The sequence below is a fragment of the Bradyrhizobium sp. SZCCHNR1051 genome, assembly GCF_032489615.1.
Lineage (GTDB): Bacteria > Pseudomonadota > Alphaproteobacteria > Rhizobiales > Xanthobacteraceae > Bradyrhizobium.
The window spans coordinates 270,828-284,309 of record NZ_JAUEYJ010000003.1 but is presented as its reverse complement, the minus strand read 5'-3'; the positions used below and the strand labels follow the sequence as shown (position 1 = coordinate 284,309).

The window sequence follows — 13,482 nt, the reverse complement described above, 5'->3', positions numbered from 1 at the left end:
TCGGGTCTTCTAGGGATCGACCGCCGGGGTGAGCTAGACGAACAATGGCGTCACTGAAAGACATGCGGGTCCGCATCGCCTCGACCAAGGCGACGCAGAAGATCACCAAGGCCATGCAGATGGTCGCCGCCTCCAAGCTGCGCCGCGCGCAGCTCGCGGCCGAGGCGGCGCGTCCCTATGCCGAGAAGATGGACGCGGTGATCTCCAATATCGCGAGCGCCACCATCGCTTCTGCCGGCGGGCCGAAGCTGCTTGCGGGCACCGGTCGCGATCAGGTGCACCTGCTGCTGGTCTGCACCGGCGAGCGCGGCCTGTCCGGCGCGTTCAACTCCTCGATCGTTCGCCTGGCGCGCGAGCGCGCTCTCGCCCTGATGAACCAGGGCAAGGACGTGAAGTTCTTCTGCGTCGGCCGCAAGGGTTATGAGCAGCTGCGCCGTCAGTTCGACAAGCAGATCGTGGAGCATCTCGACCTGCGCTCGGTGCGCCAGATCGGCTTCGCCAATGCCGACGACATCGCCAAGAAGGTGATCGCCCGCTTCGAGGCCGGCGAGTTCGACGTCTGCACCCTGTTCTACTCGCGCTTCCGCTCGGTGATCGCGCAGATTCCGACCGCTCAGCAGATCATTCCGCTGGTGGTCGAGGCGCGCCCGGCGAATGCGGCGCCGCTGGCGCCTTACGAGTATGAGCCGGAGGAGGACGAGATCCTGGCCGGACTGCTGCCGCGCAATCTCGCGGTGCAGATCTTCCGCGCGCTGCTCGAAAACAACGCCTCGTTCTACGGGGCGCAGATGTCGGCCATGGACAACGCCACCCGCAACGCCGGCGAGATGATCCGCAAGCAGACGCTGATCTACAACCGCACGCGTCAGGCGATGATCACCAAGGAACTGATCGAAATCATTTCGGGCGCCGAGGCGGTCTAACCGGATCGCGTCGCGCCCCGTTGAAGCGCAACCCAAGGACATATCCCGGTCGAGCCGACCGTGGTTTCGTATACGGATCGTAAGGAGAGAAATCCAATGGCTACCGCAGCCAACCAGATCGGTCGCATCACCCAGGTCATCGGCGCCGTCGTCGACGTGCAGTTCGAAGGTCACCTGCCGGCCATTCTCAATTCGCTCGAAACCAAGAACGGCGGCAACCGCCTCGTGCTTGAGGTCGCCCAGCATCTCGGCGAGTCCACCGTGCGCACCATCGCGATGGACACCACCGAGGGCCTGGTTCGTGGCCAGGAAGTCAGCGACACCGGGTCGCCGATCCGGGTGCCGGTCGGCGTCGGCACGCTCGGCCGCATCATGAACGTGATCGGCGAGCCGATCGACGAGGCCGGCCCGGTCGAGGCCGAGGGCCTGCGCCCGATCCACGCGGACGCGCCGAGCTACACCGACCAGTCGACCGAAGCGGAAATCCTCGTCACCGGCATCAAGGTCGTCGACCTGCTGGCGCCCTACGCGAAGGGCGGCAAGATCGGCCTGTTCGGCGGCGCCGGCGTCGGCAAGACCGTGCTGATTCAGGAGCTGATCAACAACGTCGCCAAGGCGCATGGTGGCTACTCGGTATTCGCCGGCGTCGGCGAGCGGACCCGTGAAGGCAACGACCTCTATCACGAGTTCATCGAGTCCAAGGTCAACGCCGATCCGCACAATCCGGATCCGAGCGTGAAGTCGAAGTGCGCGCTGGTGTTCGGCCAGATGAACGAGCCGCCGGGCGCCCGTGCCCGCGTCGGCCTCACCGGCCTGACCGTCGCCGAGCACTTCCGCGACCAGGGCCAGGACGTGCTGTTCTTCGTCGACAACATCTTCCGCTTCACCCAGGCGGGCTCGGAAGTGTCGGCGCTGCTCGGCCGCATCCCGTCGGCGGTGGGCTATCAGCCGACGCTCGCCACCGACATGGGCGCGCTGCAGGAGCGCATCACCACCACCAACAAGGGCTCGATCACCTCGGTGCAGGCGATCTACGTGCCGGCCGACGACTTGACCGACCCGGCGCCGGCGACCTCCTTCGCCCACTTGGACGCCACCACCGTGCTGAACCGCGCGATCTCGGAAAAGGGCATCTACCCGGCGGTGGACCCGCTCGACTCGACCTCGCGCATGCTCTCCCCGCTGGTCGTCGGCGAGGAGCACTATCAGACCGCGCGTCAGGTCCAGCAGATCCTGCAGCGCTACAAGTCGCTGCAGGACATCATCGCCATCCTGGGCATGGACGAACTGTCGGAAGAGGACAAGCTGACCGTGGCCCGCGCCCGCAAGATCGAGCGCTTCCTGTCGCAGCCGTTTCACGTCGCCGAAATCTTCACGGGATCGCCGGGCAAGTTCGTCGACCTCGCCGACACCATCAAGGGCTTCAAGGGCCTGTGTGAAGGCAAGTACGACCACCTGCCGGAGGCCGCCTTCTACATGGTCGGCAACATCGACGAGGCGGTCGAGAAGGGCAAGAAGCTGGCCGCCGAGGCGGCCTAAGGGCGAATAGCGAATAGGGAGTAGCGAATAGACGAACTGTTCGCTGCTTCCTCCTTCACTACTCGCCATTCGCTATTCGCTATTCGCAGGTTTCCCAATGGCTACTTTCCATTTCGATCTCGTCTCGCCGGAAAAGATCGCCTTCTCGGGCGAGGTCGACCAGGTCGACGTGCCCGGCCAGGAGGGTGATTTCGGCGTGCTCGCCGGCCATGCGCCATTCGTGGCGACGCTGCGGCCGGGTATCCTGACGGTGACCGCTGGCGGCTCGCAGCAGAAGATCATCGTGCTCGGCGGCCTCGCCGAGATCTCGGACAAGGGTCTGACGGTTCTGGCCGACGTCGCGACGTCGCTGGAGGAGCTCGACCAGACCGCTTTCGCGGCCGAGATCGCCGGCATGGAATCCAAGCTGAACGAGAAGCAGGGCAACGAGCTCGATCGTGCGATCGAGCGGCTCGATCACTTCAAGACGATCCAGCAGCAGCTCAACACGACCGCGCTGCATTGATCCAACAGCACGACGTATGAATGAACGTTCATGGCCGGGCTCTGCCCGGCCATTTTCGTTTTCCGGCTCGAACGTCCGGGGCCGGCGGATGACTACTAGCAAGGGATGCCGGTTGCGTGCTCGCCGATCTGACGGCATGCTCCCGGCCGTTCGACTGGGCGTGGTGACATGGCAGGGCAGATCGTGTTGAAGCGCAAGATCGCGGCGATTTTTGCCGCCGATATTGCCGGCTATTCCCGCCTCGTCGCCGAGGATGAAGAGGAGACGCTGCGGCGTCTGGCGGCCTATCGCGAAGTGGTCGACGACTTCATCGCGCGCGCCGGTGGCCGCATCTTCAACACCGCGGGCGATGCCGTCCTCGCGGAGTTTCCCAGCGCGGTCGAAGCGGTGCGCTGCGCGATCGACATTCAGGAGAGCCTGCGCACGCGCAACATGGCCTATCCGCCGAACCGGCAGATGAGCTACCGCATCGGCATCACCATCGGCGACGTCGTCGAGCGCGACGGCGATCTGCTCGGTGACGGCGTCAACATCGCAGCCAGGCTGGAGGGGCTCGCCGATGTCGGCGGCATCTGCATCTCGCGCGCGGTGCACGAGCAGGTCGCCAATAAGCTGTCGGTGCAGTTTGCCGACATGGGTGCGCGGGAGGTCAAGAACATCCCGACCCCGGTGCACGCCTATCGGGTCGCGATGCGCCGCGAGGACGGCACCTACGCGCCGCCGGAAGAAAAGAAAGTCGCCCGCGGCGGCGGGCTCCGCCTGATCTGGCGAATTGCGGCCGCCCTGGTTGCGCTCGGAGCCGTCGGGGTCGGGACTGAGCTCTATCTGGACTACCGCGATCCGCATCCTGTGCAGCGCGATGCCGCCAAGGCGGCGGCGGAGGCGCTGGCCCGGCTGTCGGCCACGCCGGCTTCGCCTTCCTCGGCCCCGTCTTCATCTCCGTCCCCCGCGGCGACGCAGTCATCCGTCGCCGTGCAGCCCGCTGCCTCGCCGCAGCCGTCACCGCAACCTTCGTCCGTTGTCGCCGCCGAGAAGTTCGCACCTGAAGCCGTGCCGTTCGTGAGCGAGCGGACCCGCATTGCGCTGGCGCGCGACTACGTGCTGGCACCGGATCACAAGGCGTTCGCGACCACGATCAACGGCGTCAGCGCCTATGTCACCGGACAGGCGAGCGATGAGGCCGCGAAATCGGCTGCGCTGGAGCAGTGCCAGCAGCGCGCGGAAAACGCGAACGGACCGCGCAAATGCGAGCTCTATGCCGTCGGCGACAGCGTCGTCTACGTGCACAGCAAGCCACCGTTGCCGCCGCAGCCCTGGGTGCGCCACGACCCGATGACCGAGCGCGCCTTCAGCGCTGCAGAGATGCCGCTGGTGCGCGATACAGGCCGAGCCCGGCTCGAGGCGAACTACGGCACGGCGCGACGGACCAAGGCCATCGCGCTCGGGCCCGGCGGGCAGTTCTTCTATAGCGTCGGCGGCGACCTCGTCGACGACGTGGTTCGCCGCAATCTCGAAGCCTGCGGTGCCCAGGCGGGGACCGCCTGCATCATCGTTGCGCTCGACGATGCCTTCGTGGTGCCGGTGCCGACGGTGATGAAAGCCACCGGCTTCTTCCGCGCGGTCAACCATCAGGCGATCGCCCCGGAGGCGCGCGAGGAGGTGGCGCGGCGCCTCGAGGCCGCGCCGTCGGGCTGGAATGCAGTCGCGGTCGGAACGGCTGGCCGTCCCGGCTTCGGCCTCAACGGCGATCGCGAGGAGACCGCGATTGGCGGCGCGCTGGCCGATTGCGCCACGCGCGACAGCGATTGCCGGGTGATCGCGATCGGCCCGTTCACGGTCGAGGACAATTAAGCTGGCGAACTCTCTCGACCTCGTCTTTCCGAGGCGCGCGGAGCGCGAGGCCGGAATGACGGTGAGCCTCACTCTTCGTTGATCAGTCGCCAGCTTTGGCGAGATGCGCAAAGGCCTGCGCCACCGCGCGGTAGACCTCTCGGCGGAACGGCACCACCAGATCCGGAATGCGCGCGAGCCGCTCCCAGCGCCAGGCGTCGAACTCGGCCGGCTGGTCGTTGCGCGGCGTCACCGGATCGATGTCGCCCTCGCGTCCGGTGAAACGCATCGCGAACCATTTCTGGCGCTGGCCGCGAAAGCGCGCGAGCCGGTGGTTCGGATCCTCGAATGGGGGAAATTCGTAAGTCAGCCAGTCGGTCTCGCCGAGGATGTCGGCGTCGCGAATGCCCGTCTCCTCCCAAAGCTCGCGCCGCGCCGCCGCCTGCAGATCCTCGCCGGGGTCGACGCCGCCTTGCGGCATCTGCCATTCGAGGCCGGGCAGGACGATCTCCGGCCCGTCGTCGCGGAAGCGGCGCCCGAGGAAGACGAGGCCTTCGGCATTGAGCAGGGCGATGCCGACATTCGGCCGGTAGGGTCTGGTTTCGGTCATGCTCATATCCGTGGGGCTTCGTCTCGCATGGCAACGCATCGTGACGGCGTTGTCGCGACGGATCTGCAGAGATTCTTTGCAGTGCGAGCGTATGACACGGTTTCGGCCACGCGTCGCGGTCGGCCCGCGATCGCGAGTCAGCCGCCAGCCAGCGTGGCGAATTCCTTCACCACCCGCTCATAGACCGGCCGCTTGAACGGCACGATCAGCCCCGGCAGGTTCTTCATCGGCTCCCAGCGCCAGCTGACGAATTCCGCCTTGTGGTGGCCGCCGCCGGGCCGCTCGACGTTGATCTCGGCATCGGGCCCGGTGAGACGCAGCGCGAACCATTTCTGGCGCTGGCCGCGATAGCGGCCCTTCCAGGCGCGACCCGCGACCGTGCGCGGGATGTCGTAGGTCAGCCAGTCCCCGACCTCGGCCAGCTTCTCGACGGAGCGCACGCTGGTCTCTTCGTACAGCTCGCGTTTGGCCGCCTCCCAGGCATCCTCGCCGGGATCAACGCCGCCCTGCGGCATCTGCCAGACATGGGTGTCGTCGACATGCTCGATCCCGCCGGCGCGGCGACCGATGAAAACCAGCCCCTCCGAATTGATCAGCATGATGCCGACGCAGGTGCGGTAAGGCAGGTCCTCGTAGCGCGTCATTCCGGTCTCGGCCTTCCTGCGGGACCCTGCGCCTCGCTGCGCAGGCCTCACGCTGTCACGTCGCCAGTCGGGCCGGCGCACGTTCGTTCAGTTCGATTTTGATTTCAGCATCGCGGTTGTCAATGGCACCAGCAGAATGCCCTTGCGGTCGAGCCCCTTGATCCAGGTGCCGATGCGGTCGATCGAGACCGGCAGTGCCGAGGCGGTCCCGACGGCGACGCCACGCTCCTTGGCCAGGCTTTCGAGCTTGGCGAGGGCATTGTCGATCTCGACCGGGGTCGGCACCGCGTCGATGGCGACGTCGCCCTTCGCGAACGGCATCGCGCGTCCCGTGGCCAGCGAGGCCGCCACGCTGCGCGGGGCTGCGCCATCGTCGAACAAGGCCAGACCGCGCTTGGCGGCCTCGTTCACGATCGGCTGCATCGCCGCTTCCGTTGCGACGAAGCGCGCGCCCATGAAGTTGCCGATGCCGACGTAACCCTGCAGCCGGCTCATGTGCCAGAACAACCGGTCGATGTTCTGGTCCGGTGCGAGTGTAGCGAGCAGCGTCTGCGGACCCGGATCGTTGTCGGGATAGTCGTAGGGCTCCATCGGGACCTGGAGCAGGATCTCGTGGCGCTGCGCCCGGGCGCGCTCGGCGAGTTTGGTCGGATCGGAGCCATAGGGCGTGAAGGCCAGCGTGACCGCCGGCGGCAGCTTCATGATCGCGTCCACCGTCTTCGCGGCGCCGACGCCGAGACCACCGATCACGATCGCGACGGCCGGCATGCGCGCCGCCTTGGCGCGGTCAGCCTCGGCCGCATAGGCGGTGAACGGCTTCAGCCCGTCGGCCATCACCGGGATCATGCCGTAGCGCGACTTCTCCAGCAGCCGCGGGTCCACGCCGGGCATCTGGATCGCCGGAGCGGCCGATCCAGGCTCCGCCGTCTCGCCACCGGCACCGATCGCGACCTCCTGGCGGGTGCCGCTGGAGCCGTCGATGATGGTGACCGTCTTGCGCTCGCCGCCCTCCTGCTTGGCCGCGGGGGCCGCGCCGTGATCGACCTTTGCGTCAGACTTGCCATCCGGCTTGGCGGCCTTGTCGTCGGCAGGCCTTGCGCCTTCGTTGATCGCGACGCGGGCGACCGGCTCGCCACCGAGCGGATTGTCGTTGAACATCGCAAAGCCGGCGAAGACGACCAGGAACAGGCCGAGCAGCATCGCAAGGGCCTGCAGGGCCGTGAAGGGAAGCCGAATGCGGCGCCTGCGACGCTTTTCCGTCTGTCCGAGCGGGGCGCTCAGCTCGTCGGCCGTCTCTGTCATCGAAATTCCCGAATCAATCGGGTCGACGATACCACGGCGAGGATTCGGACGCAGGGCCAGTCTCCCAAAGCCCGTAGATCGGCGGAGCGGGAAAGCAAGAAGCCAAAGAGAAAAGGAAAGGGCGGCCCGGAGGCCGCCCTTCAAACCCGATGCGCGTCTGTCGGCTGCCGCCTAGTTCGCAGCCTCTCAGTTCGCAGCCTTGGCCGGCTTGTCGGCCGCGGCCTTCTCGGTCGGCGCCGGCGTGTTGGCGCTGTTCTTGATGCCGTGGAGGAGGTCGGCGGCCATTTTGAGCGCCTTGTCGTCCTTGGCGTCCGGCGGCACGTAGGATTGCGAGCCGGTCTTCTCGTCGCCGTCGTTCTTCAGATGGCCGCGCAGCGAAGCCTCGCCCTTGGTGTCGGTGCGCGACTTCAGCTCATCCGGCACGTCCTGCAGCACCTCGATGTCGGGCACGATGCCCTTGGCCTGGATCGACTTGCCCGACGGCGTGTAGTAGCGCGCGGTGGTCAGCCGCAGCGCGCCATTGCCGGCGCCGAGCGGGATGATGGTCTGCACCGAGCCCTTGCCGAACGAGCGGGTGCCGACCAGGGTCGCGCGCTTGTGGTCCTGCAGCGCGCCGGCCACGATCTCCGACGCCGAAGCCGAGCCGCCATTGATCAGCACGATGACCGGCTTGCCCTTGGTGAGGTCGCCGGCATGCGCCGCACGGCGCTGCGTCTCCTCGGCATTGCGGCCGCGGGTCGAGACGATCTCGCCGCGCTCCAGGAACGCGTCGGAGACGGTGACCGCCTCCTCGAGCAGGCCGCCCGGATTGTTGCGCAGGTCGATGATGTAGCCCTTCAGCTTGTCACCGATCTGGTTCTGCAGGTCGGCGATGCTCTTCTTCAGGCCCTCGGTGGTCTGCTCGTTGAAGGTGGTGATGCGGACATAGGCGATGTCGTCGCTCTCGGTGCGCGAGCGCACCGAGCGGACGCGGATGTTGTCGCGGGTCAGCGTCACGTCGAGCGGATTGTCGGCGCCCTTGCGCACGACCTTCAGCTTGATCTTGGTGCCGACCGGGCCGCGCATCTTCTCGACCGCCTGGTTGAGGGTCAGGCCCTGCACGGCTTCGTCGTCGAGATTGGTGATGATGTCGTTGGCCTGGATGCCCGCCTTCGAGGCCGGCGTATCGTCGATCGGCGACACCACCTTGATCAGGCCGTCTTCCATCGTCACCTCGATGCCGAGGCCGCCGAACTCGCCGCGGGTCTGCACCTGCATGTCGCGGAAGCTCTTCGCATCCATGTAGCTCGAATGCGGATCAAGGCCCGAGAGCATGCCGCTGATCGCGGACTCGACCAGCTTCGAATCGTCGGGCTTCTCGACATAATCGCTGCGCACGCGCTCGAACACGTCGCCGAACAGATTGAGCTGGCGATAGGTATCGGCGGTCGCGGCGCGCGCCGTCGATCCCATCAACACCGCGCGCGGTTGCGAGACGAACAGGGTCAATGCCGCACCGGTGGCCGCGCTCAGGAGAATTACCGAAGTCTTACGCATCATCCGCGTACCTTTTCGCCTTCATTTGCGGCCCACCATGGGCCTGGATCGATTGGAGTGCCGTCCTTACGGAACTCGACATAGAGCACTGGTTGACTCGCGTTGGTAGCGAGAATGGAGGCGACCTGGGACGAGTTACCCATGGTCGCGACCGGTTCTCCCGTCTGAACAAACTGCCCGATGTTGACGGAAATGCGCTCCATCCCGGCGATGAGGACATGATACCCGCCACCGGCGTTGAGGATCAAGAGTTGTCCGTAGCTGCGGAAGGGACCCGCATACACAACCCAGCCATCACACGGGGTTGTGACCTGGGCGCCCGGCCGGGTTGCCAAAGAAATGCCTTTATCGGAGCCTCCGGCGCCGTCCGACGCGCCAAATTCGCGAATCTTGGTGCCGTTGACGGGAAACGTCAGCATGCCCTTGGTCGAGGCGAACGCGATCGCGGGCGCCTTGCGGCCCGGGTTGCGCAGCGCATTCGCGTCCGGCTTGCTGTTGACCGGCACGCCCTGCAGGCTCGCCGTCGACGCGGCCTTGGCGGCGCTCTTGAGATCGAGCTCCATCGTCGTGATCAGCCCTTGCAGCGAGTCGATCTGCTGGGCCAGCACAGCGGCGCGCGCGCTTTCGGCTTCCATGTCCTTCTCGGCCGAGCTCTGCTTGCGCTGGCGTTCCTCTACCAGGGCCGCGAGACGGGTCTGATCGGTCCGCAGCCTGTCGCGGTCGCCGGCGAGCTTGTCGCGTTCGCTGGCGATCGTCTTGCGGATGGCGACGAGCTCGCCGAGATCGGTCGAGAGCTTTTCGGCGCGGCCACGCATCTCCGGGATCACAGCGCCCAGCAGCATCGCGGTCCGCAGCGACTGCAGCGCATCCTCGGGACGGACGAGCAGGGCCGGCGGCGTGCGGCGGCCGGCGCGCTGCAGCGCAGCCAGAACCTCGATGATCTCGGTGCGCCGCGCCTCCAGCGAGGTGCGCAGATCCTGCTCGCGGCCGTCGAGCCCGCGCAGTCGCGTTTCGGCCTCACCGACTCTCGTCTCGACGCTGCGCACCTGCGCGGCGACGTCGATCAGCTGCTGATTGAGCTTGCCGCGATCCTCGCCCAGCGCGGCGATGTCGGCCTTCAGGCGCTCCTGGGCCTCGGCGGCGGCCTTCTGGGCCGCGCGGGCGGCCTCGAGCTCCTGCTCGCGCTGCTTCAACTGCTCGGGTGTCGCCGGTGTCGGCGAGGCGGTACCGGCGAGGGAAGGCCGAAGTCCGGTCTGCGCCGTCGCCGGCAGACCGGGAACGACGATCAGCAGCGCGACCAGCGACGCGCGGCACGACCGGCCGCTGCGGACGGTTCTTGAGGAACGGGAGAGGGGCCGCGCAGCGAACATCGAGGTCCTTATTGTGCTCCCATCGTCCCCTATTCAAGCGCGGTGATAGGGGTGACCGGCCAGGATCGTAGCAGTACGGTAAATCTGCTCGAGCAGCAGGACGCGGACGATCTGGTGCGGCCAGGTCGCAGCGCCGAACGCAACCCCAAGCTTGGCTCTGCGCCGCAAATCGGGCGAAAGTCCGTCGGCGCCGCCGATTGCGAAGACGGCTGCCGGAATGCCTTCGTCCCGCCAGCGTCCAAGATAACCCGCAAAGGTTGTGCTGTCGACGTTCTGGCCACGCTCGTCGAGACACACCAGTACGGACTTGTCCGGGATTGCCGCCGACATCGCGGCGGCCTCCTCGGCGATGCGCGTTGCCGCGTCGCGGGCGCGGCTTTCCGGAATCTCATGAATGTCGAGGCCGCGAAAGCCGAGCTTGCGGCCGATGTCATCAAAACGCCCGCGGTAGCGCTCCGCGAGCTCCCGCTCGGGACCCTGCTTCAACCGGCCGATGGCGACCACGATCAGGCGCATGCGCACGGACTAGCACGTGCGCCGCACGATTCGCATCCGGCGCGGCGTGGGACCGCCTAGACCGTCTTCGCCGGGTTCGGCCCTTGAGTCCACAATCGCTCGAGATTGTAGAACTCGCGAACCTCGGGTCTGAACACGTGCACGATCACGTCGCCGGAATCGATCAGCACCCAATCGCAATTGGGCAGGCCCTCGATGTGGAGTTTCTTGGTGCCGGCTTCCTTCAGGCCCTTGGCGACGTTTTCCGCGATCGACCCGACGTGCCGGTTCGAGCGGCCCGTGGTGATGACCATGTAGTCGGAATACGCCGATTTGCCGTGAAGATTGATCGTGACCGTCTCCTCCGCCTTCATGTCTTCGAGGCGGGAGAGGATGGTGCGCAGGGTCTTGTCGGCGTCGGGTTGCGCCTGCAAGGCCGCATCTCGGGTCGACGTCTTACGCGCTGACTTGGCAGTGGCCGACTTGGTCGTCGTTGCCTTCGTCTTGGGTAAGGCCGACTGGGACAATACAGATGTGGTCAGGGACCATTCCTTTCACTGTATCGCAGGCCGAATCCAACCCGGCCTGCTGACCATACTAGGCATGTGGGGTTAACGGTTTCAACAATCCAGTGCCCCGACTGCCCGGCCCGACATTCTCGACCGGCCGCCCCGCTTCGGACCGTAACGGGACGGCAAGTTCCATGCACATCCGATGCCGCGCGACAGCGAGCGCGGCTGTTCAGAACGACTTCCAACTGCCGTCCGGGTTCCTCAGGCCCGTCGACGACAGGCTGAGCTTGAGGCCGGTGAGGTAGACCCAGGCTGGCGCGGCGCTGTCGGCGAGACGGCTGGCCTGCGCTTCGGGAATGCGGTACCGCGCGAGGGCGCGTGCGGCGGGTGCGTTCAGGGCGCGGAAGCTGCGCGGCGGGCGGTCGACCACGGCCATGGGAACCTGGGCAGCGATGTGCTGCCACTTTTGCCAGCGATGGAACTGCGCGAGATTGTCGGCGCCCATGATCCACACGAAGCGCAGGCGGGAGGCGCGCCGGCGCAGATAATCGATCGTGTCGGCAGTGTAGCGGGTGCCAATGACGGATTCGAGACAGCTGATCTCGATGCGCGGATCGGCGGCGACTTTGCGTGCCGCCTCAGCGCGCTCGGCCAGCGCATGCAGCCCGCCATTGTTCTTGAGCGGATTGCCCGGTGTCACCAGCCACCAGACACGGTCGAGCTGCAGCCGCTTCAGCGCGAACAGGCTGATCGCGCGATGCGCCTGGTGCGGCGGGTTGAACGAGCCGCCGAGCAGGCCGATGCGCATGCCGTCGCTGTAGGGCGGCAGCGCCTGGCGGATCGCAGGCCGCATGGCTGTGGCGTCGGTCACGGCGGCCCCCGCCTGCTGCTCGTGTAACTCAACCACAGGATGCGGCGGTCATGGCCGCGTCTGACCACTGCCGTGAATGCGGTATTTGAAGCTCGTCAGCTGCTCGACCCCGACCGGCCCGCGCGCATGGAACTTGCCCGTGGCGATGCCGATCTCGGCGCCAAAACCGAACTCGCCGCCGTCGGCGAACTGGGTCGAGGCATTGTGCAAGACGATGGCCGAGTCGACCTCGTTAAGGAACTTGTCGGCCGCTGCGTTGTCGTCGGTGACGATCGCATCGGTGTGGTGCGAGCCGTGCGCGTGAATGTGGGCGATCGCACCCTCCACGCCGTCGACGACCTTGGCGGCGATGATCGCGTCGAGATATTCGGTGTCCCAATCCTCGTTGCTGGCCGGCTTCACCCGCGCATCGGCCGCCCGCACCGCATCGTCGCCCCGCACCTCGCAGCCGGCGCCAATCAGCATGTCGACCAGCGGCTTGATCTTGTCGGCGCTCGCGCGATCGACCAGCAGCGTCTCTGCGGCGCCGCAGACGCCGGTGCGTCGCATCTTCGCGTTCAGCACGATCGACTTGGCCATCTCGAGATCGGCGGCGCCATCGACATAGACGTGATTGACACCTTCGAGATGGGCGAACACCGGCACGCGCGCCTCCGCCTCGACGCGCGCAACCAGGCTCTTGCCGCCGCGCGGCACGATGACGTCGACGCCGCCGTTCAGGCCCGACAGCAGCAGCCCGACCGCGGCGCGATCGCGCGTCGGCACCAGCGTGATCGCGGCCTCCGGCAGGCCGGCTTCGCGCAGGCCATCGACGAGACATTCATGGATCGCGCGGCAGGAGCGGAACGAGTCCGAGCCGCCGCGCAGGATCACCGCATTGCCGGACTTCAGGCACAGCACGCCGGCATCAGCCGCCACATTGGGACGACTTTCGAAGATCACGGCGATGACGCCGAGCGGCACCCGCACGCGCTCGATGGTCATCCCGTTCGGCCGCTGCCAGCTCTCGGTCACGACGCCAACCGGGTCGGCGACGCCGCGTACCACGGCGATGCCGTCGGCCATCGCGGCGACGCGGGCCGGGGTCAATGTCAGGCGATCGAGGAAGGACGAGGTCATGCCGGCCGCCTTGGCCTCGGCAACGTCCTCGGCATTGGCGGCGATGATCGCTTCAGTGCGGGCGCGGATCCGCCGCTCCATCGCCTCCAGCGCGCGGTTCTTCTGCTCGGCCGGCGCCAGCGACAGCACGCGGGCGGCCCCACGGGCGCGCTTGGCGAGGTCGTTCATCAGGGCGGGCAGATCGGCGCTGCCGTCGATGGCTTTCAAAGGCGCGGTCATGGGCTTT

At 66.8% G+C, this 13,482-nt stretch carries 13 protein-coding genes; 4 read left to right on the top strand and 9 right to left on the bottom strand.

The window, feature by feature from the left end; translation table 11 throughout:
- The first annotated feature begins 44 nt into the window (after positions 1-44).
- The 4 genes from QW868_RS04930 (at position 45) to QW868_RS04915 (ending at position 4,818) form a co-directional block, all read left to right on the top strand.
- A complete protein-coding gene (locus tag QW868_RS04930; protein ID WP_315740719.1) occupies positions 45-923 on the top strand; it encodes a F0F1 ATP synthase subunit gamma in 879 nt (292 codons plus the stop codon).
- Positions 924-1,019: 96 nt separating this feature from the next.
- A complete protein-coding gene (gene atpD / locus QW868_RS04925; protein ID WP_315740720.1) occupies positions 1,020-2,462 on the top strand; it encodes a F0F1 ATP synthase subunit beta in 1,443 nt (480 codons plus the stop codon).
- A gap of 97 nt (positions 2,463-2,559) precedes the next feature.
- On the top strand, positions 2,560-2,967 hold the full coding sequence (locus tag QW868_RS04920; RefSeq protein ID WP_316230049.1) for a F0F1 ATP synthase subunit epsilon: 408 nt from the start codon (positions 2,560-2,562) through the stop codon (positions 2,965-2,967).
- 168 nt (positions 2,968-3,135) lie between these two features.
- Entirely contained in the window at positions 3,136-4,818 is a 1,683-nt protein-coding gene (locus tag QW868_RS04915; protein ID WP_316230048.1) for an adenylate/guanylate cyclase domain-containing protein, read from the top strand.
- Positions 4,819-4,900: 82 nt separating this feature from the next.
- Here the strand turns inward: QW868_RS04915 and QW868_RS04910 are convergent, their stop codons facing one another.
- The 9 genes from QW868_RS04910 to QW868_RS04870 all read right to left on the bottom strand — a co-directional run bounded on the left by QW868_RS04910 (position 4,901) and on the right by QW868_RS04870 (position 13,475).
- On the bottom strand, positions 4,901-5,407 hold the full coding sequence (locus QW868_RS04910; RefSeq protein ID WP_315740723.1) for an RNA pyrophosphohydrolase: 507 nt from the start codon (positions 5,405-5,407) through the stop codon (positions 4,901-4,903).
- A 137-nt stretch (positions 5,408-5,544) separates the two neighbouring features.
- Complete coding sequence (locus QW868_RS04905) at positions 5,545-6,051, bottom strand: RNA pyrophosphohydrolase (protein ID WP_316230047.1); 507 nt, start codon at positions 6,049-6,051, stop codon at positions 5,545-5,547.
- A gap of 87 nt (positions 6,052-6,138) precedes the next feature.
- Positions 6,139-7,353, bottom strand: coding sequence for a divergent polysaccharide deacetylase family protein (locus QW868_RS04900; RefSeq protein ID WP_316230046.1), 1,215 nt, complete (start codon positions 7,351-7,353; stop codon positions 6,139-6,141).
- Between the two features lie 186 nt (positions 7,354-7,539).
- Positions 7,540-8,892: a S41 family peptidase gene (locus QW868_RS04895; protein WP_315740726.1), complete on the bottom strand. Its 1,353-nt coding sequence runs from the start codon at positions 8,890-8,892 to the stop codon at positions 7,540-7,542.
- Complete coding sequence (locus tag QW868_RS04890; protein ID WP_316230045.1) at positions 8,889-10,259, bottom strand: murein hydrolase activator EnvC family protein; 1,371 nt, start codon at positions 10,257-10,259, stop codon at positions 8,889-8,891. The genes QW868_RS04895 and QW868_RS04890 overlap by 4 nt, the downstream gene beginning before the upstream one ends.
- A 33-nt stretch (positions 10,260-10,292) precedes the next feature.
- On the bottom strand, positions 10,293-10,775 hold the full coding sequence (gene rlmH / locus QW868_RS04885) for a 23S rRNA (pseudouridine(1915)-N(3))-methyltransferase RlmH (RefSeq protein WP_316230044.1): 483 nt from the start codon (positions 10,773-10,775) through the stop codon (positions 10,293-10,295).
- 56 nt (positions 10,776-10,831) lie between these two features.
- The gene (rsfS, locus tag QW868_RS04880) at positions 10,832-11,188 is read right to left on the bottom strand and encodes a ribosome silencing factor (RefSeq protein ID WP_315740729.1); all 357 of its coding nucleotides are present in this window, start codon (positions 11,186-11,188) and stop codon (positions 10,832-10,834) included.
- A 307-nt stretch (positions 11,189-11,495) separates the two neighbouring features.
- On the bottom strand, positions 11,496-12,119 hold the full coding sequence (locus QW868_RS04875; protein WP_315757270.1) for a nicotinate-nucleotide adenylyltransferase: 624 nt from the start codon (positions 12,117-12,119) through the stop codon (positions 11,496-11,498).
- A gap of 66 nt (positions 12,120-12,185) precedes the next feature.
- Entirely contained in the window at positions 12,186-13,475 is a 1,290-nt protein-coding gene (locus tag QW868_RS04870; protein WP_316230043.1) for a glutamate-5-semialdehyde dehydrogenase, read from the bottom strand.
- Positions 13,476-13,482: the final 7 nt, after the last annotated feature.